The 18,239-nt window shown below is 52.0% G+C and carries 17 protein-coding genes and 1 other RNA gene; 11 read left to right on the forward strand and 7 right to left on the reverse strand.

Features of this window, described 5'->3' with window-relative positions; genetic code table 11:
* Positions 1-3: 3 nt before the first annotated feature.
* Positions 4-3,477, reverse strand: coding sequence for an indolepyruvate ferredoxin oxidoreductase family protein (locus ACXAFR_RS13520; protein ID WP_475177732.1), 3,474 nt, complete (start codon positions 3,475-3,477; stop codon positions 4-6).
* A gap of 152 nt (positions 3,478-3,629) precedes the next feature.
* Here ACXAFR_RS13520 and ACXAFR_RS13525 point away from each other — a divergent pair, with 152 nt between their 5' ends.
* Positions 3,630-4,109 carry an Lrp/AsnC family transcriptional regulator gene (locus ACXAFR_RS13525; RefSeq protein WP_475177733.1) on the forward strand — a complete coding sequence of 160 codons (480 nt, stop codon included), beginning with the start codon at positions 3,630-3,632 and terminating at the stop codon, positions 4,107-4,109.
* 23 nt (positions 4,110-4,132) lie between these two features.
* Here ACXAFR_RS13525 and ACXAFR_RS13530 read toward each other — a convergent pair whose 3' ends face one another.
* From ACXAFR_RS13530 to ACXAFR_RS13545, 4 genes are all read right to left on the reverse strand, one after another.
* The gene (locus ACXAFR_RS13530; protein WP_475177736.1) at positions 4,133-5,353 is read right to left on the reverse strand and encodes a UbiH/UbiF/VisC/COQ6 family ubiquinone biosynthesis hydroxylase; all 1,221 of its coding nucleotides are present in this window, start codon (positions 5,351-5,353) and stop codon (positions 4,133-4,135) included.
* A gap of 1 nt (position 5,354) precedes the next feature.
* Entirely contained in the window at positions 5,355-6,611 is a 1,257-nt protein-coding gene (ubiH, locus tag ACXAFR_RS13535; RefSeq protein ID WP_475177737.1) for a 2-octaprenyl-6-methoxyphenyl hydroxylase, read from the reverse strand.
* Between the two features lie 23 nt (positions 6,612-6,634).
* Entirely contained in the window at positions 6,635-7,951 is a 1,317-nt protein-coding gene (gene pepP, locus ACXAFR_RS13540; RefSeq protein WP_475177738.1) for a Xaa-Pro aminopeptidase, read from the reverse strand.
* Between the two features lie 79 nt (positions 7,952-8,030).
* Positions 8,031-8,636 carry a UPF0149 family protein gene (locus tag ACXAFR_RS13545; protein WP_475177739.1) on the reverse strand — a complete coding sequence of 202 codons (606 nt, stop codon included), beginning with the start codon at positions 8,634-8,636 and terminating at the stop codon, positions 8,031-8,033.
* A gap of 141 nt (positions 8,637-8,777) precedes the next feature.
* Here ACXAFR_RS13545 and ACXAFR_RS13550 point away from each other — a divergent pair, with 141 nt between their 5' ends.
* The 10 genes from ACXAFR_RS13550 (at position 8,778) to ACXAFR_RS13595 (ending at position 16,803) form a co-directional block, all read left to right on the forward strand.
* Positions 8,778-9,008 (forward strand): hypothetical protein, encoded by a 231-nt coding sequence (locus ACXAFR_RS13550; RefSeq protein WP_475177742.1) that lies wholly within the window; start codon positions 8,778-8,780, stop codon positions 9,006-9,008.
* Between the two features lie 32 nt (positions 9,009-9,040).
* Complete coding sequence (locus tag ACXAFR_RS13555) at positions 9,041-9,346, forward strand: cell division protein ZapA (protein ID WP_475177743.1); 306 nt, start codon at positions 9,041-9,043, stop codon at positions 9,344-9,346.
* 88 nt (positions 9,347-9,434) lie between these two features.
* A non-coding RNA gene (gene ssrS, locus ACXAFR_RS13560) (6S RNA) lies at positions 9,435-9,612 on the forward strand.
* A 17-nt stretch (positions 9,613-9,629) separates the two neighbouring features.
* Entirely contained in the window at positions 9,630-10,247 is a 618-nt protein-coding gene (locus tag ACXAFR_RS13565; protein WP_475177746.1) for a 5-formyltetrahydrofolate cyclo-ligase, read from the forward strand.
* Positions 10,248-10,373: 126 nt separating this feature from the next.
* A complete protein-coding gene (locus ACXAFR_RS13570) occupies positions 10,374-11,384 on the forward strand; it encodes a phospholipase A (protein WP_475177747.1) in 1,011 nt (336 codons plus the stop codon).
* A gap of 96 nt (positions 11,385-11,480) precedes the next feature.
* Positions 11,481-12,488 (forward strand): ArsR/SmtB family transcription factor, encoded by a 1,008-nt coding sequence (locus ACXAFR_RS13575; protein ID WP_475177749.1) that lies wholly within the window; start codon positions 11,481-11,483, stop codon positions 12,486-12,488.
* 19 nt (positions 12,489-12,507) lie between these two features.
* Positions 12,508-13,716, forward strand: coding sequence for a methionine adenosyltransferase (gene metK / locus ACXAFR_RS13580; RefSeq protein WP_475177752.1), 1,209 nt, complete (start codon positions 12,508-12,510; stop codon positions 13,714-13,716).
* A gap of 55 nt (positions 13,717-13,771) precedes the next feature.
* A complete protein-coding gene (gene ahcY / locus ACXAFR_RS13585; protein ID WP_475177754.1) occupies positions 13,772-15,178 on the forward strand; it encodes an adenosylhomocysteinase in 1,407 nt (468 codons plus the stop codon).
* A gap of 12 nt (positions 15,179-15,190) precedes the next feature.
* Complete coding sequence (gene metF, locus ACXAFR_RS13590) at positions 15,191-16,033, forward strand: methylenetetrahydrofolate reductase [NAD(P)H] (protein ID WP_475177758.1); 843 nt, start codon at positions 15,191-15,193, stop codon at positions 16,031-16,033.
* A gap of 23 nt (positions 16,034-16,056) precedes the next feature.
* Positions 16,057-16,803 (forward strand): 16S rRNA (uracil(1498)-N(3))-methyltransferase, encoded by a 747-nt coding sequence (locus ACXAFR_RS13595; protein WP_475177761.1) that lies wholly within the window; start codon positions 16,057-16,059, stop codon positions 16,801-16,803.
* On the opposite strand, the gene ACXAFR_RS13600 is transcribed toward ACXAFR_RS13595, so the two are convergent.
* Together ACXAFR_RS13600 and ACXAFR_RS13605 are read right to left on the reverse strand one after the other, a co-directional pair.
* Positions 16,793-17,278 (reverse strand): chemotaxis protein CheW, encoded by a 486-nt coding sequence (locus ACXAFR_RS13600; RefSeq protein WP_475177764.1) that lies wholly within the window; start codon positions 17,276-17,278, stop codon positions 16,793-16,795. The two genes, ACXAFR_RS13595 and ACXAFR_RS13600, sit on opposite strands and share 11 nt — an antisense overlap.
* Positions 17,278-18,231 (reverse strand): chemotaxis protein CheB, encoded by a 954-nt coding sequence (locus ACXAFR_RS13605; protein ID WP_475177765.1) that lies wholly within the window; start codon positions 18,229-18,231, stop codon positions 17,278-17,280. Before ACXAFR_RS13605 ends, ACXAFR_RS13600 begins: the two co-directional genes overlap by 1 nt.
* Positions 18,232-18,239: the final 8 nt, after the last annotated feature.

Here is an 18,239-nt window from a genome sequence, read left to right on the forward strand (position 1 = left end):
CTCCTACACGACCTTATCGAAATTGATAATCTGGACTGTGTCGGCATCCGACGGATTCAAATTTGCCAGTTTTTGAGACAACCCGTTACGCCAGGCCATCACCGATTTACTGCGAACATGGCCATAACCTCGAATCGTCTCCGTAGAGTTAATTACGTCGATGGCTGCGGACAAATTTTTCCTATTCAGTTTAGGCAAGAGATCCCGATCTACCAAACGTTCAAACTCAAAAATCAGCGATTTATCGAGCTTTCGGTCTTTGGTGTACGAGAAGATGTCGAACCAACTGCCACGAAGACATTTCAGTTTTGCCAGGGCTTTCAAAGGAACCGACATCCACGCGCCATATTCGATCTTAACAGCAGACTGTCGCCCAAAATTGAGCCTATTCAAAAGCGGAATCGCAAAATGATAGTGAACCCGATAATTACCATTGAACGTGGCCCTCAGTTTTGTTTTGAAAGATTCTGCCGATAGAAGTCGGGCAACTTCGTATTCGTCTTTGTAGGCCAGCAAACGATAATAGGCTTTGGCGACAGCGAACGTAAAAGGATAATCACCTCTGCAATCCAGCATCGATTCCCGCTCTCGACACCGCTCAACAAAATCACGATAGCGTTGAGCGTAAGATTCATTTTGATAAGACACCAAACGCCGGGATCGATCTCTAACAACGTCTTCCAGAACATCCAATTCTTGAACATCAACCTGGCCTTCTCGAGACACGCCTATACCGGCAGCAGACAGTCGCCCCCATTGAAATGCGTTAATGCTCGCCACAACGGCGACATTATTGATTTCGATGGCGCGAAATATTGACGCTTGCTCCAACGGGATCAGTCCCTGTTGCCAGGCATACCCCATAAGAAAACTATTGGCGGCAATCGGATCACCAAGCAGTTCTTCCGACAAATCGCTGGCATCTACGAACGAAGCTCGGCCCTCACCAAGCTCTCCCTCGATTGCTGATTTCATCTCTGCAATTGGGTAGTCGACATCTGGATTAGCGATAAATTCTGCCGTTGGAGACAAATGATCATTGATCACGGCATGAGAAAAGTCTGAGTTCACTTTCGACAGGGCATCGTCGCCCGCACTGACGATAAGGTCACACCCTAGCAACAGATGCGCATCGCCCGCGGGAACTCGAACAGCTCGAATCGTACGTTGATCTTTGGCAATACGTACATGAGAAACCACTGCCCCAAACTTTTGCGCCAAGCCCGTCAAATTAAGAACAGAACTTCCCTTATTTTCCAAATGGGCTGCCATCCCCAGGATCGCACTGACGGTCAATACACCGGTTCCGCCAACACCTGCGACCACAAGATTCCATGCGCCGTCCAATTTGCGTAATGAAGGCATGGTCAAAGTCTGTAGCAACAACGGAGACGGCGCCCCAACACCCGTTTTAACATCAGCACCGTAGAGAGAAATAAAGCTTGGACAAAAACCTTCAACACAGCTGAAATCTTTATTACAGGCGTGTTGATTGATGCGTCGTTTACGTCCCAGGTCAGTTTGCAACGGTTCTACAGAAAGACAGTTGGATTTACGACTGCAATCTCCGCAGCCTTCGCAAAGTTCAGGATGAATGTATACACGGCGTTTCGGCTCACCAAGAGCACCCACTTTGTGTCGTCGACGCTTTTCCGCGGCACAGGTTTGATCGTAGACAAGGACGGATACGCCAGTCACCTGTCGCATAGTTTCCTGCACGTTATTTAATCGACGCCGATGGTGTACGCTTAACCCATCACGCGCCGTCAACTGTGCCGGATATTTCTCAGGCTCATCACTCACCAAAGCGATACGCTGCACGCCCTCACTGCGGAGTTGATCGAGCAAATCCGCAATGCTGAGTTGGCCATCCAGTGGTTGTCCGCCGGTCATCGCAACAGCATCGTTGTAGAGTATTTTGTAGGTGATGTTGACGCCCGCAGATATGGCAGCGCGAATCGCCAAAATACCACTGTGGAAATAGGTACCATCGCCGAGATTTTGAAAAACATGCTCCGTACGGGTAAAAGGCGATTGGCCAATCCATGCCGCCCCTTCGCCTCCCATCTGACTGAAAGTATCCGTTGCGCGATGCATCCAGGTCACCATGTAGTGACAACCGATACCCCCGAGCGCACGGCTACCCTCCGGTACTACCGTCGATGAATTGTGCGGACAGCCCGAGCAATAGTGCGGTGTTCGCAAGGGTCTTTGCGTCTGTGCGAGAGACTGTTTTTTCACCGCCAAAAATTGTAGGCGCCGCTCGATGTCCATGTCTGTATAGATTGGACGTAAACGCACGGCAATCGACTGTGCGACGAGAGCTGGCGTCAACTCGCCAAGATTCCCCAGCAGCTCCTGCCCCAGTTCATCTTTTTCTCCCACCACCCGCGGCCGCTCGCGAACGGGCCAATTGTAGAGCTGCCCGGTCAACTGGTCTTCGATGATGGAGCGTTTTTCCTCGACAACCAGTATCTCTTTCAAGCCCCGCGCAAATTCATGTACACCAACAGGTTCCAGCGGCCAAGGCATGCCGACTTTGTAGATTCGCAATCTAATCTTAGCGGCCTTCTCGGCGTCAATCCCCAGGTCTTCGAGGGCCTGCAGAACATCCAACCAGGCTTTGCCGGAGGTGATAATACCCAGCTTTGCCTGCCGGGAGTCATGAGTTATGCGGTCGATGTGGTTGGCTCGAGCAAATTCTCGTGCGGCATAAATTTTGTGCCGATTCAGTCGCTCCTCCTGAGCCAGCGGTGTGTCGTGTAATCGCCCATTGAAGCCGCCCTGGGGCGCCACAACCGAATCGGGGTAACGAACAGGAAGTCGTACAGGATCCACCTCTACGGTCATGGAGGAATCCACATTTTCAGTGATGGCTTTTAAGCCGACATAACAGCCGCTGTAACGAGACATAGCCCACCCCAGCACACCGTAGTCCAGGATTTCCTGAACGTTAGCGGGTGCCAATACCGGGGCAGAAACCCCCATGAACACATGCTCACTTTGATAGGGATAGGTCGATGATTTGCAGCCGTGGTCATCACCGACGACAACCAGGACACCGCCATGGGGAGATGTGCCAAACGCATTGGCATGACGCAAGGCGTCAACGGAGCGGTCCAGGCCTGGCCCCTTGCCGTACCAGAGCCCAAATACGCCGTCGTATTTGGCGCCATCAAAGAGATTTATCTGCTGACTTCCCCATACGGAAGTCATTGCCAACTCTTCATTCACGCCGGGTTTGAAAACAATGTTATGGTCTTGCAACCACTGGCTCGCTTTCCAGAATGTCTGATCTAGCCCGCCCAGAGGCGAGCCTCGGTAGCCAGAGACAAAGCCAGCAGTATTCAGCCCTGACTGGCAGTCCCGTTGATGCTGGAGGATCGGCAGACGCACCAAGGCATCGATACCCGACATAAACATGTCGCCGGACGGGCGCTGAAATTTGTCATCGAGAGTCACCTGTCGCAGGTTCATATCCACCTCCACGCTCTTTCATTATTGTTATTGATGTCAACGTCTTACTGACAGAATAGCGCTAGCGCGAGGGCATTTTTTTGTTATTTTTCTGGCAAAAAGCAGGTTTGGAGGCATAAACTTCCAAAAAAGCCTAAATAATAAGAAAAGCTATGCAACAGGATCTGACTGCTACCGATATTCGTATTCTGAGCCTCCTACAAGAAGATGCGGGCCTCACGGCCGCAGACCTTGCAGACAAGATTGGACTGTCTCAAAGCCCTTGCTGGCGACGCGTAAATCGTCTGTCGGAAGCTGGCTATATCGATCGCCGAGTGGCCATATTAAATCCCGAAAAGCTGGGCATGGACGTGGTGGTTTTTGCCAGTGTCAGTCTGAGCGCACATGGCCGCCAAAGCCTTGAAGAGTTTGAAAGCGCTGTCGCAGGCCTGCCTGAAGTGGTCGAATGCTACACAATGACCGGCACCATGGACTATATGCTGAAAATTGTCACGCGAGACATTCGTCACTACGAAACCTTTGTGCGCAGCTTTCTAGCGCAAATGACCGGGATACGGGAAATTCACTCCAACGTGGCGGTAACCCGCATCAAAAATACCACAGAGCTGCCGCTGGCAACGCAGTTGAAATAGATAGCCTGCCAGTACGCGGCACCTTATAAATCTAACGCGCGGCGCATAATTTGATGCTTGATGGGCGCCAAGCGATTAAAGCCTCGCATACCGGCATTCCGAATCCAGCGCAGAGCTGGAGCATCCGCACCATAGAGCTGCTTGAAGCCCTCCATAGCCGTGAGCATCAGCAGATTATCCCCCCGGCGGCGACGTTGATAACGCGCCAGAACCGACGAATCCCGTAACGACAATCCGCGCTGATGGCCTCGCTGCAACTCGTCGACCAACGCCCGTACATCCTTCAAACCCAGATTCACCCCCTGCCCTGCCAGAGGGTGAATCGTGTGGGCAGCATCACCGACCAAGACCACTCCAGCAGCGTGATACCGCTCCGCATGGCGAGCGCGTAAGTGAAAAACGTGACGCGGCGAAACGTCCAAAACCTTGCCCAGGCGATGCTCAAAGGTATCGCTGAGTTGTCGGCAGAAATCATCACTCCCCAAGTCGCGTAACGCCTCCCCACGGTCAGGGCTGCAAGACCAGACAATTGAGGAATAATGGCTACTCAATGGCTCTTCTTCCCCCAAAGACAGAGGAAGAAATGCCAACGGACCGTCATCGAGAAATTTTTGCCAGGCCGTGTATTCGTGGCTGAATTCTGTACGCACGGTTGCCACCAGAGCCACATGGCCATAATCTCGCTCGTCGACCGCAATACCACTTGCAGACCGGATGTGCGATTCAGCACCGTCTGCGGCGATGATCAGTGGCGCGAAAATACGGCGCCCATCGGCCAGGGTAACGGAGCGATCGCCACCTTCGTCATCACCCAGAGTCACCCGCCCGACATCCGTCAGTAACGTGACTGTCGGGACATTGAGTAACTGGTTCCGGCACGCCCTGACAACAATACTGTTTTCAACAATGTGGCCTAAATCGGTCTCGCCAATATCCGTACTGGAAAAATCAACGCCGGCAGTACCGAGCTCTTCCCAGACGCACATCGCATAATAAGGGCAGGCACGTTCAGTGAGAATCTGGTCCCACACGCCGATATCTTGCAGCAGGGATTGCGAAGACCGATTAAGCGCTACCACGCGGGGATCAGCCTGTGCGCCGCTGTAGACCGGAGGCTCTCCTGCCGCTTCAAGGACGACCACCTCTATCCCTGTCATCGCTTTCGCCAGCTTACTGGCCAGTATGCTGCCGATTAATCCACCCCCCACAATAATGACATCGGCATGCATTGAATTCGAGCTCACTCTAGACTGCTCCTCTGCGAATTCCACGACGATGTAACGTCGGCATCATGGATGGCCTCCCATTCAATACACCCATGGTCTGGCGAGTAAATAGTTCTTTAACGGGTGGCAGTAATTCCATGGTTAACAAACCGCCGCTGCGAGCGGCGGCGCGAGACAATTCAGCACTGGTAAACCATCGGATCAATTGATCACTGATCGAGATCGTCACGTTTTGATCAACCTGTCGGCGCGCTTGGTAGTGCTGCAACAGCGGCCAGCTGTCAGTCTCCGGGGTCAATCCGGCAAGACACGCCGCCAACTGCGAGCAGTCTCGCAATGAAAGGTTAAAACCCTGTCCGGCCACAGGGTGCAAGGTATGCGCGGCATTCCCCATTACGACGATGCCCCGGCGAATCTGTTCCTTTGCCTGAGTTAGCAACAGCGGATAACTTTCTCTTCGACCACACCGCGTAAATTTGCCGATGCGATATCCGAACGCCGCTTGCAGCTCGTCTAAAAAGGGCGCTTCTTCCATCGCCAGCAATCTATTCGCGTCGTCATGGGCTCGGGACCAAACCAGGGCGCCCTGACACCCGTCAGCACCTCCCATCGGCAACACGGCGACAGGGCCAACTGAGGTAAAACGTTCAAACGCGCGGCCCTGATGAGGCTCAGAAAAAGCGACATTTGCGACAATGGCAGTCTGCTGGTAATCATCGACCTCTCGATGAATACCCAATTGTCGAGTCAGTTCGGAATCTCGGCCATCGGCCACGACGACCACTCGAGCCGTTAAGGTCGAGACCTCACCACCTTGGTTGATTGCCAGTGATGCACCTGAGCGCTTAGGCTGCAATCCAACAACATCTGCTGGCGCCAAGGTACGTATGTGCGGAAACTCCTCCAACCGATGAAACAGGCACCGCCCCAGCCAGGCGTTAGCCACCACATAGCCGAGAGCATCAACACCCAGCTCTGAATTGCTCATCTGCGCGCCACCCAAATGGCCCCGATCAGAAACATGGATGGTTGTTATTGGCGTGGCCTGTTCAGCAATTTGCTGCCATACGCCAAGTTGCTGCAACAGTTCGGCGGAACTGTTCGCCAAAGCGGTCACCCGATCATCAAAGCTCGGCTGGTAGATCGGGCTATTGGCGCTCGGGAAAGGCAGACTATCAATTAAGGTTATGTGCAGCTGTGGAGAGGTCTGCGCCACTAGGCAGGCCAGGGTTGCCCCAGTCATGCCCCCGCCGATTATGGCGATATCCGTTTGCATCTTTTTATGTCGCTCGAGTTAATCTACGGGGTTGCCATCAGTGCCTCGATGTCGGCGATGGTCTTTGGGACTCCCCCAGTCAGAATTTCACAGCCGCCGGTGGTCACGACAACATCGTCTTCAATACGAATACCAATACCGCGCCAACGCTCCTCAACGGATGTGTCATCGGGAGATACGTATATACCTGGCTCAACGGTCATACACATGCCCACTTTCAATTCGCGCCACTGACCATCGACTCGATAGTCTCCGACATCGTGTACGTCCAAACCTAACCAGTGGCCGGTACGGTGCATGTAAAATGGCTGATAGGCATTGTTTTCAATCAACTCATCGAGTTTACCTTGCAGCAAGCCCAGCTCGATAAGTCCTTCGGTGATCACTCGTACCGCGGCATCATGGGCATCCTGCCAAAGACGCCCTGGCGCAGTCGCCGCAATCGCCTCCTCCTGCGCCCTCAACACGACTTCGTAGAGCGCTCTTTGCTCTGGAGAAAAGCGACCATTCACGGGAAACGTTCGCGTGATATCGGCGGCGTAGCCTTCGTATTCACAGCCCGCATCGATCAAAACCAAGTCGCCATCTTTCAGCAGATCGCGATTTTCGATGTAGTGAAGGACACAGGCGTTCGCGCCACCGCCAACGATCGAGCTATAGGCTGGTGCAACCGCCCCGGAGCGGGCAAATTCGTATTCGATTTCGGCTTGCAAATGGTATTCGTGCAGACCCGGCCTGGCCGTCTGCATGGCGCGAACATGAGCAGCAGCAGCTATTTCGCCGGAGCGGCGCATGACGTCAATCTCGGCCGGGCTTTTGAACAAACGCAATTCATGCAGAAAGTGCTCAAGATCAACCATTTCACTTGGCGGAATGACACCGGAGCGCACTTTACTGCGGATGGTGTTAACCCAGCCCATAACCTGGTGATCAAACTCAGAATTACGCCCTAAGGAATAATAGATACGGGTACGTCCCTCGATTAAACCGGGCAGAATGTCGTCAATCTCATCAATAGGAAAGGCGTCGTCAGCACCGTAACGATCTCTAACCCCCTCAGGCCCCGCACGATATCCAGTCCACTGCTCGCGCGCCCGATCACGCTCACGACAAAAAACCAGAAATTCACCATGCTCTGCGCCGGGCAGTAACACCATGACAGCTTCTGGTTCGACAAAACCGCTTAGATAATAAAAATCACTATCCTGACGATAGGGATATTCGGTATCCCGTGACCGTATTTTTTCTGCGGCGGCAGGTAATACCACGATGCTGTTGGGCTCCATTAAGTCCATCAGCTGCTGCCGACGCCGTGCAAACTCCTGCTGATCTATCGCCATGGAGCACTCCTATAGTTCGTCTCTTTTACACTTCGCAGAGCACGGAGTTGATGTCTCCGTGCACACAATTTTTTGAGGATCAATGCAGCGTCGGCCCTGACTCTGGATCATCGCTGCCGCAGACCTCCCCAAACAGGGTCATCACCGCAACCCGCACGTATTCAATCAACTCCTCGAGAGCAGCCTGGGCCTCTTGATGCTCTTCCTCACTGGACTCATCAGGGATACCAACATTGGCAATCGCCGCGAGATCCCGCAGAGCGTCTGCGGTTTCCGGTGAAAATTTCGTGCTCGGATCAAGCCGAGCACTTCCCAATCCCGCCAGAAATCCATGACACCACTCACCCAGCGCCACCGAGCGGTCGTCGACATCTGCGTCATCGGCAGGTAACAGCAATTGAAATCCAAAGTGGTCATCCTGCAGCTGCGCCAGAGTTGTCGGATACAACCGCGCCAGGGCTAACTGGCCACGCTCTTCATTATCGCCGACGACGCCCTGGTCATCGGTAATCAAATCTAGAAACTCAATGGCTTCAGCCATCCAGGCATCGCCCTCTGGCCGAGCGCCGCCGGACAATTTTCCTGCCAGAAATCCGTGCAACTGCGAAGGGCTGTTAAGCGCCCCTAAAGGCACCAGCAGATGGTTGAGCTCTTCGAAAGAAATAAGGGCTGCGGGCTGCGACATGAAATATGCACCTGAAATATAGAGATTCTACCATGTAACCACACAAGTCTCAGTTCATCACCCTGCTCTATCCATTATACTTAGCCTATTTACAGACGAATATTTTGCCCGCCCACGCTTTCGACAAAGAGCCAGTCACCGATGAATCAGGACAAACTTGCTGCACTGGAAGCCCATATAGACTTATTGCTGGCCAGCCATGAACGTTTGCAGCATAAGAATCAGCGCCTCTCTCAGGAACTAAATCGGCGCCAACTGAAAGAGACTGAACTGACATCGGAATGCGCCCGTCTTAAAGAGAAAAATAATGAGGCTAAATACCGCATCGAGGCCATGATTCAACGCTTGAAAAGCCTTGAGCCCCAAACATAACCCAGTGAGGGCGGCACCCGCCGCGATGTCCTATGTCAGATAGCGTTTTCGTTAAAATTCTGGATAAGGAATATCAAGTTGCCTGTCAAAAGGATGAAGTGACAGCACTCCATGAGGCGGCCGCCGACCTCGATGCTCGCATGCGACAAATCCGCAACCAGGGAAGTGTCATCGGCCTGGAGAGAATTGCCATCATTACCGCATTAAATCTGAGTCACGAACTGGTAGAAGCCAGGCGAAATGTAAAACAACAACAGGAAGATGACGCCACACTGGATCGGCTGAACGATAAAGTCAGCCAGGCATTACTCGACAGCGAAGACCGGGGTGAGGGATAAGATCAGACCCGCAGGACCAGCAAGCCCATACGCCTTTCTAGCGGGCAGGTCAATCTGTCGAGGCTGACAGGTGTGCGTTATACTGGTTGCAACCCTGAGGTGTTGGCCAGTTGACGAGTCCTCGAGCCGATAATGTGTAACCCGGGGGCAACTCGCCAATATCAGTGTGCATGTCCGCCTGACGGAAAGCCTGAGATATTGCAGGGGCCCCCACCTTGAACCTTTCGGTTCAAGGCCAAGTCGACAGCCGCACTCTCGGGGCTCCTCTTTCCGTAGTATTGTTATGGCGTTTTTTCCCGACGTAGACATTCTCGATAGCGCTCCATTTACCCGCAAGGAACTGCGCAAGGCGTTGCGTTACCGACGCCGTAGCCTGTCTCCACGCCAGCAGCGACAAGCAGCCCGACAATTATGTCGCCGGTTCCACCAGCACCCAGTGTTGAAAAAAAGCCAACACATTGCGGCCTATTGGCCCAGTGACGGTGAAATTGACCCACGGCCACTTCTGCAAGAGCTGCGGCGCCAGGGTAAAAAGATCTATCTTCCCAAGCTGCACCCCTATCGAGAAGGCCACCTTTGGTTTTTGCCTTGGCGAAAAAACGCCCGTCTCGCACCAAATCGATTTGGGATCCCAGAGCCTCAGCTCGGTAGCGTTCCATGCCGCCCGGCACGCCACCTGGATACGATACTGTTACCCTTGGTTGGATTTGATCATAAAGGTGAACGGCTGGGCATGGGTGGCGGTTTTTACGATCGCAGCTTTGCATTTAAATCCCGCTTCAGAATTCAAAAACCGCAGTTACTTGGCCTCGCCCATACCTGCCAACAGGTCTCGTCCCTCGACAGCGCCAGCTGGGACATCCCGCTCCTCGGCGTCTTAACCGAACGAGGTTATATCTAACGTCGCGATACCGACATATAACTGCGCTATGCTCATGCAGAGTTAACCTTCGCGTGAATTAACAAAAAAACGTATACTTCCGCCGCCGATTTCACGGGTTGTCACCAAATTATCATGTTTTTATGTATGCAAAGGTCGAAAGGCCTGGCCCTGGCTTCTGCCCTGGCCCTGTATTCTTCTATTACTTACGCCAGAACGCCTGAAGACTGCCGCTCAATCTATATTGATCGCGATCGTCTGGCCTGTTATGACTCGCTGTTTACTCCTATAGAGCCGGTCATAGGAAGCGAAACCAACGACGGCCAGCAAATTACTGAAGAGGAAGTGGTCCGCAAGCGCAAGTTCACCTACAAGATTTTTGACGACGATTTTTCAATTCAGCCCTATAAGGCTACCTATATTCTGCCTTATACCTATTCTGAAGCGCCTAACGAAGATCCTTTCCGAGACAACTATGAAGATCTTGCCGACGAGCCGGAACAAATACTCGACAACGAAGAGCTCAAGTACCAGATCAGCTTCAAAATCCCTCTCGCCCAAGATTTATTTATCCAGGATTCAAAAATCTGGCTTGCCTACAGCCAGTTGAGTTTCTGGCAAATGTACAACAGCGATGTATCCGCCCCTTTCCGCGAAACCAACTATGAACCAGAGATTTTCTGGGAGCATGAAACCAACAAAGACTTCGACTTTCTCAACTTACAACTCGAAAGGTATGCGCTCGGCTTCAATCATCAATCAAATGGCCGTGGCGATGAACTCTCTCGCAGCTGGAACCGCTTATTTTTAGAGACAACTCTGACTCATAACCGTTGGACATACACCGTCAAGCCTTGGTATCGGCTCCCGGAAGACAGAGAAGACGACGACAACCCGGATATCGAGGATTACCTAGGCTATGCCGACTATCGGGCGTCTTACCAGTGGGATCCAGCGAAAATATTTTCCATCAAGCTGCGCAATAACCTGAAACGTCACGATAACAAGACATCCGTGCAACTGAACCTGATTTTTCCATTGCCTGGACCTCTCAACGGTTACCTGGAGTATGTAAACGGTTATGGTGAAACCCTGATCGACTACAACTATCGCTCTAAACGTATCGGCATTGGCATCATTCTCAACGAATGGAAATAGCGCCGGCGCTTCGCTTATGTCATTTGTGAGGATCAACTCAGGATTCTATATCAAAATATTTTGATATAGATTGCAATTACCTGCTAGACTGCCGTCATGAATCATTCACTCATGGCGTCAGATATTGCGGAAGAAGCCACTGCCATTGACTCTCTGTCCCGAGTCCTCAAGGCAGCGGGCGATACTCTGCGTCTGGAAATCCTGCGATTGCTGGCCAGAGATTCCTTCAGTGTCATGGAATTGTCCCAACTGCTCGATATTAAGCAGTCAGGCATGAGTCACCATCTCAAGGTGCTCACCAACGTCGGTTTGCTGACCTCCCGCCGTGAGGGCAATTCCATTTTCTATCGACGCAATCTCGCGAGCCGCGAAGGCCTGCCCGCAGCCTTGCTGGAAGAATTGTTTCACCTTATCGACCGCACGCCGCTCAATGACACGATTCAACAGCGGCTCGGAGAGGTACAGAAAGAACGGCAGCTCATGGCGCAAAAGTTTTTCTCGGAAAACCTGCACCGATTTCGCGATCAACAAGACCTCATCGCCAGCTATCCTGTTTACGCAGACGCCGTTCAAGAATTACTGAATCACACCAAACTGGCGGCGACCACACAGGCACTGGAGCTGGGCCCCGGTGAAGGCGAATTTCTCGACGTTCTCTCAGGCACTTTCCAGCAAGTCATCGCACTGGATATTTCGTCCGAAATGCTCGGTAAGGCTCGCGAGCTGGCCCAAAGCAGACAGCTTGGAAATATAGAATTCGTCCACGGTGATGCTGAGCAGGCTCTGGCAAATTCACTCCAGTCGGATTGCATCGTCGTGAATATGGTGTTTCACCACTTGCCGTCACCAGCCAGCACCATGGATGTCCTGGCACGCCTGCTAACGCCTGGCGGAGCCCTGCTCATTACCGATTTATGCCTACACGATCAACAGTGGGCTCGGGAATCCTGTGGTGATCTGTGGCTGGGGTTTGAACCGGAAGATTTAAGTAATTGGGCCAGACTCGCTGGCCTGGAAGAAGGACAGAGTCAATACCTGGGACTGCGCAATGGCTTTCAAGTACAACTGCGTCAGTTCTTTAAACCGATCAATCAGCAACACTAAGGCTGCAGGAGTTTAATCCATGTCAGAATATTCCATATTCACCTCTGAATCTGTATCTGAGGGTCACCCCGATAAAATGGCAGATCAGATTTCTGACGCTATCCTCGATGCGATCATCGCCCGTGATAAATACGCGCGTGTCGCCGTTGAAACTCTGGTTAAGACTGGCATGGCCATCGTCGCCGGGGAGCTGACAACATCCTGTTACGTTGACTTGGAAGACATCATTCGTGATGTCATCATCAATATTGGCTACAACAGCTCAGATGTTGGTTACGACGGCGCAACCTGTGCCGTACTCAACGCTATTGGCAAGCAATCCATCGATATCAACCAAGGTGTCGACCGCTCTCGACCAGAAGACCAGGGTGCTGGCGACCAGGGCTTGATGTTCGGCTACGCCACGAATGAAACCCCGTCATTGATGCCGGCACCGGTCTACTACGCCCACCGCCTAGTAGAACGCCAATCACAATTGCGCCGCGACGGAACTCTCGGTTGGCTGCGCCCCGATGCAAAAAGCCAAGTAACCTTGCGCTACGAGAACGGACAGCCGAAAGCGATTGATGCGATCGTACTGTCCACTCAGCACAATCCAGATATACGCCAGAGCGATATTCACGAAGCGGTTATGGAGCATATTGTTCGCGGCGTACTTCCCGCAGAATTGCTTCACGCCGACACAAAATTTCACATTAACCCTACCGGCAATTTCGTCATTGGCGGACCTGTGGGTGACGCAGGCCTGACTGGCCGTAAGATTATCGTCGATACATACGGCGGCATGGCACGTCATGGCGGCGGTGCGTTTTCAGGAAAAGACCCTTCAAAAGTTGACCGCTCAGCCGCCTACGCCGGCCGCTACGTGGCCAAAAATGTGGTTGCCGCAGGCCTGGCAGACCGCTGCGAGGTACAGGTTTCCTACGCGATTGGCGTTGCAGAACCAACGTCCATCTCCGTGAACACCTTTGGTACAGGAAAATACAGCGATGAGAAATTAATCGCTGCCATTCGCAACACCTTCGATCTGCGTCCTTATGCGATTACCAAAGTCCTCGATCTGCTGCATCCCATGTATCAATTGACGTCAGCTTACGGTCACTTCGGGCGCGAACCCGTCGAAGCCAGTTATTCTTGGACAGAAAACGGCGAGCAGAAGTCGACCACCTTTACCGCCTTTACCTGGGAAAAAACCGACAAAGCCGAAGAACTGAAAGCGGCTATTTAATTCCTAATCACTCAGACACAAGCCATCGCCTTTTGATAGCGACAGGAGAGATATTATGAGCAGTGCAGAACAACTCGCACCAAACGGTTTTACCGATTACAAAGTTGCCGACATTAGCCTCGCCGATTGGGGCCGTAAGGAAATCATCATCGCCGAAGGTGAAATGCCCGCGTTGATGGCATTACGCCGTAAGTACAAAGATGTTCAGCCTCTGGCCGGCGCCAAAATTATGGGCTGCATCCACATGACCATTCAAACCGCCGTCCTAATTGAAACACTGGTGGATTTGGGCGCAGATGTACGATGGTCTTCCTGTAATATTTTCTCAACCCAAGACCATGCTGCTGCAGCTATTGCGGCCGTAGGTATTCCGGTTTTCGCCTGGAAAGGTGAAACCGAAGAGGAATTCAATTGGTGCATTGAGCAAACCATTCTTTCAGAAAAAGACGGCTCCACCCCTTGGGATGCCAATATGATCTTGGACGATGGCGGCGACCTGACTGAGATGGTCCACAGCAAGTACCCTGACATGCTGAAAAAGATTCACGGGATCTCAGAAGAAACCACCACCGGTGTGCATCGCCTTCTTGAAATGCTGGAGCGCGGCGAGTTGAAAGTTCCCGCGATCAATGTCAACGATTCAGTCACCAAGTCAAAAAACGACAACAAATACGGCTGTCGTCATTCGCTCAATGATGCGATCAAACGCGGTACCGACCACTTGCTCTCAGGTAAAAAAGCGCTGGTTATCGGTTACGGTGATGTCGGCAAAGGTTCTGCCGCATCCCTGCGCCAGGAAGGGATGATCGTTAAAGTTACCGAGATCGACCCAATTTGCGCGATGCAAGCCTGCATGGATGGCTACGAAGTCGTCTCTGCCTATAACAACGGCGTTAACACTGGCGAGGCTGCCGATGTCAATCGCGCTCTGCTGCAAAATACTGACTTGGTTGTTACCACCACCGGCAATATCAATGTCTGCGATGCTGCTATGTTGCAAGGTCTGAAATCCGGCGCAGTGGTTTGTAACATCGGCCACTTCGACAACGAAATCGACACTGCCTTTTTGCGCAAAAACTATGAGTGGGAAGAAATTAAGCCTCAGGTCCACAAGATCTATCGGGACAAAGCTGAAAATGATCATCTGATTCTTTTGTCAGAAGGTCGCCTGGTCAACTTGGGCAATGCTACTGGCCATCCATCTCGTATTATGGACGGTTCTTTTGCCAACCAAGTTCTTGCACAGATCTACCTCTATGAGCGTAAGTTTGCAGACTCTATGGATTCAGAAAAAACGTCTGAAGTTTATGTGAAAGTACTGCCGAAAAAACTGGATGAAGAAGTCGCTAAGGATATGGTTGAAGGTTTCGGTGGCGTATTAACGCGCCTGACCGACGATCAGGCCAAATACATCAACGTGAAAGTCGAAGGCCCATTCAAGCCGGAAGCTTACAAGTATTAAGGATATCCTTGCATGAATGACTCAACACCACGTCTGAGTCTGGAATTCTTCCCGCCTAAAACCGAGGCGGGAAGGGACAAGCTCATCGAAGTTCGTGATCGGTTGAACGCCCTGTCGCCCGCGTTTTACTCTGTGACCTATGGCGCAGGGGGCTCGACCCGGGACAACACCCGTGGGTTGGTTACACACTTTGCCGAAGGTGGCTTTTCCGTTGCGCCACACTTATCTTTTGGCGGAGATACTCAAGAAACTATTCTTGGGTTATTGACCGATTACAAAAATGCCGGCATCGATCGGGTCGTCGCACTGCGCGGCGACATTCCGTCAGGAATGGGTGGATCCTACCAGCTGATATACGCCAACCAATTAGTCACCTTTATTCGCGAGCATTTTGGCGATCACTTCCGCATCGAGGTCGCAGCCTATCCGGAAATTCACCCGGAAGCGAAAGATTACGACACCGACATCAAATACCTTGCAGGCAAGTTGTCGGCCGGTGCAAACAGTGCCATCACCCAGTATTTCTTTAATACCGACGCCTTTTTTTATTTTATGGAGGCTTGCCAGAAAGCAGGGATAGATGCCCCGATTTATCCCGGTATTATGCCGATTCTTAACTACAAGAATCTGGTACGTTTTAGTGACGGCTGCGGAGCCGATATTCCACGCTGGTTACGTTATAAATTGGCTGCATATCAAGATGATGAAGCCAGTCTAAAAGCGTTTGGCCACGACGTGGTCGTACGACTCTGCGAAACACTGTTAGATAATGGCGCTCCAGGGTTACACTTCTACACCATGAATCAGGCCGAACCTGTTTACAAGATCGTCCAGGATCTGAACGCCTTTTCGTAACCAATAACTCCAGATATCTACTCGTGCGTATCCCCAGAATATATACGGAAGCCGCTCTCGCACATTGTGACGACGTGCAACTCCCGGAAAAAACTGCCCATTACCTGGGTCGTGTTCTGCGGATGCGCGCCGGTAGAGAGCTCATACTGTTTAATGGTGATGGGTGTGAATACCACGCGACGCTTACTGAGATTGCCAAGCAATCGGCAATAGTACACATCGAACAGGTATTGACCGCAGATCGTGAATCGCCTCTGTCGATCCATGTCGGTATCGGAATCTCCCGAGGCGAACGCATGGATATGGTTCTGCAAAAAATGACAGAACTCGGCGTCTCACATGTCACACCGCTGTTTTCCGAACGCAGCGAGGTTAAGTTAACCGGTCAAAGATTAGATAAAAAATTGGACCACTGGCAGCAGATTGTCATTTCAGCCAGTGAGCAATGCCAACGCAACCGAATTATGTGTGTCGAAAAGCCGGTGACCGCCCTTCAGTGGATTCGCGAAACCACCGCAGACGCGTGTTTCGTTTTGGATCATCGCGCAGCAGAGGCGTTGGATTCAACCGCTTCGATTCATTCCGTCGCCCTGTTAATTGGACCGGAAGGCGGATTGACTGATGATGAAATTACAGCCGCCAGAGGAAATGGGTATCTCCCCCTGGCACTCGGACCGAGAGTGCTTCGTACCGAAACAGCCCCACTGACCGCCGTCAGTATTTTGCAGTTCATTTGGGGCGATTTGTCGACCGTTACCCCTATTGAGTAAACATTGCCACAGCTTTTTCCAGCCCCACCAGATCTGGAATAACGGCTTTTTCTCCCCCACAACTTAAAGCGGCCATTTCCCAACCCGTCAGTTCAACGCCGCTGTCTTCCAGGCAGTTGTCCTCCGTCACCTGGGTCAATCGAGGAATGCCCGCTGCAACCACCGCAAAAAATGAAATTGAGCCGCTCCAGCCAGTACGATTCAGCACCACAATACGTTTCGGCTCGGTCAACACCGGCTCCTCGGCCTCAGAGCGGAGGCATTCAAAGTCTACCAGTGCAACCTGTTGATTACGCCACTGGTAAAACCCTAGCAACCAGGGGGGCGCATCCGAAATAAGCGACGGTGCGGCAATGGGTGCGATTTCCGCAACCGCGACCCCAGGTAGCAACAGTTTTGTCTGCTTCAGGGGAATCATTAGACAGGAAAGGTCATCCTGCACATTTTGATCGATTGTTTCAGCCAAACTAGCCATCACATCATCCTAGCGGAGGTCTTCGACCTCACTTGTTCCATGAATTTTCCAAACTGAATTGCGAGCCCTGCGGGTGTTCCCATAAAGCCCACCCCCTGACGCTCCAAAACGGCTTCTGGTAAGCGTCCCAAAACGCAGCTCGATGGAGATTGAACCCATACCTGTCCACCCCCCAACTTCATCAATCGAGCGCCGCGAACACCATCACTGCCGTTTCCATTTAAAATGATGACGCCACAATGTTCGCCGTAGCTGCGAGCAAAATTAGCCATCAACTGATCGAACGAGGGGCCATCACGACCAGGCCTCTCGCTGGATGGGGGACGCTCAACCAATATTCCACGAGGATAAAATTCAACATTTTTATCCCCCAAGACAATAACTTCGTTCCGCGAAAAAACGTCGCCATGCTCTGCTAATTTAATTGGGTCTTTGCAAACACCACGAAGCATTTGACAGCTGTCTGTCACATCGACTTCTGTCGTGTGCATGTAGACCGCGACCGCTGCTTCACTTCCACCTGGTAAACTGCGAAAAAACTCACTCACCGAGTCACGGGCACCCCGCCCCTCTGCAACCACCAGCCACATAAATGCGGCCTTTGGCCGCGATTCCTCTCGCCAGCGCATTAAGCCAGGCAACTGTAGCAATTTATCGGTGACCCGCCGACGCCAGACCAGAGCATCGTACACATCATCTGGATTGGCTGGTGGCGCGTCCAATATCATGACGTTCGGACAGTTCAATAACTTGGATTCATGCTCTTCCGGACAGGTTTCATTATCACCAAGCATCAGTATCCAAAGGCCAATACCCTCCTCCGGAACCTCTTCAGACAAAGACCCCTGCTCGTCAATTCGCAAAATTAGCGAGGTTTGGAGACCATTTGACCGAAGGATATCCTCTAACACGCCAGTGTCTACGTGACAGGAGGTTAATACACCCGCTTGCATTGAAAATT

The organism is Pseudomaricurvus sp. ABR4_320 (assembly GCF_056159445.1).

Bases quoted from the DNA above. Each gene is read 5' to 3' on its own strand.
- ACXAFR_RS13520 (WP_475177732.1), bottom strand. From the start codon at position 3,477: ATGAACCTGCGACAGGTGACTCTCGATGACAAATTTCAGCGCCCGTCC.
- ACXAFR_RS13525 (WP_475177733.1), top strand. From the start codon at position 3,630: ATGCAACAGGATCTGACTGCTACCGATATTCGTATTCTGAGCCTCCTA.
- ubiH (WP_475177737.1), bottom strand. From the start codon at position 6,611: ATGCAAACGGATATCGCCATAATCGGCGGGGGCATGACTGGGGCAACC.
- pepP (WP_475177738.1), bottom strand. From the start codon at position 7,951: ATGGCGATAGATCAGCAGGAGTTTGCACGGCGTCGGCAGCAGCTGATG.
- ACXAFR_RS13545 (WP_475177739.1), bottom strand. From the start codon at position 8,636: ATGTCGCAGCCCGCAGCCCTTATTTCTTTCGAAGAGCTCAACCATCTG.
- ACXAFR_RS13550 (WP_475177742.1), top strand. From the start codon at position 8,778: ATGAATCAGGACAAACTTGCTGCACTGGAAGCCCATATAGACTTATTG.
- ACXAFR_RS13555 (WP_475177743.1), top strand. From the start codon at position 9,041: ATGTCAGATAGCGTTTTCGTTAAAATTCTGGATAAGGAATATCAAGTT.
- ACXAFR_RS13565 (WP_475177746.1), top strand. From the start codon at position 9,630: ATGGCGTTTTTTCCCGACGTAGACATTCTCGATAGCGCTCCATTTACC.
- ACXAFR_RS13570 (WP_475177747.1), top strand. From the start codon at position 10,374: ATGCAAAGGTCGAAAGGCCTGGCCCTGGCTTCTGCCCTGGCCCTGTAT.
- ACXAFR_RS13575 (WP_475177749.1), top strand. From the start codon at position 11,481: ATGAATCATTCACTCATGGCGTCAGATATTGCGGAAGAAGCCACTGCC.
- metK (WP_475177752.1), top strand. From the start codon at position 12,508: ATGTCAGAATATTCCATATTCACCTCTGAATCTGTATCTGAGGGTCAC.
- ahcY (WP_475177754.1), top strand. From the start codon at position 13,772: ATGAGCAGTGCAGAACAACTCGCACCAAACGGTTTTACCGATTACAAA.
- metF (WP_475177758.1), top strand. From the start codon at position 15,191: ATGAATGACTCAACACCACGTCTGAGTCTGGAATTCTTCCCGCCTAAA.
- ACXAFR_RS13600 (WP_475177764.1), bottom strand. From the start codon at position 17,278: ATGGCTAGTTTGGCTGAAACAATCGATCAAAATGTGCAGGATGACCTT.
- ACXAFR_RS13605 (WP_475177765.1), bottom strand. From the start codon at position 18,231: ATGCAAGCGGGTGTATTAACCTCCTGTCACGTAGACACTGGCGTGTTA.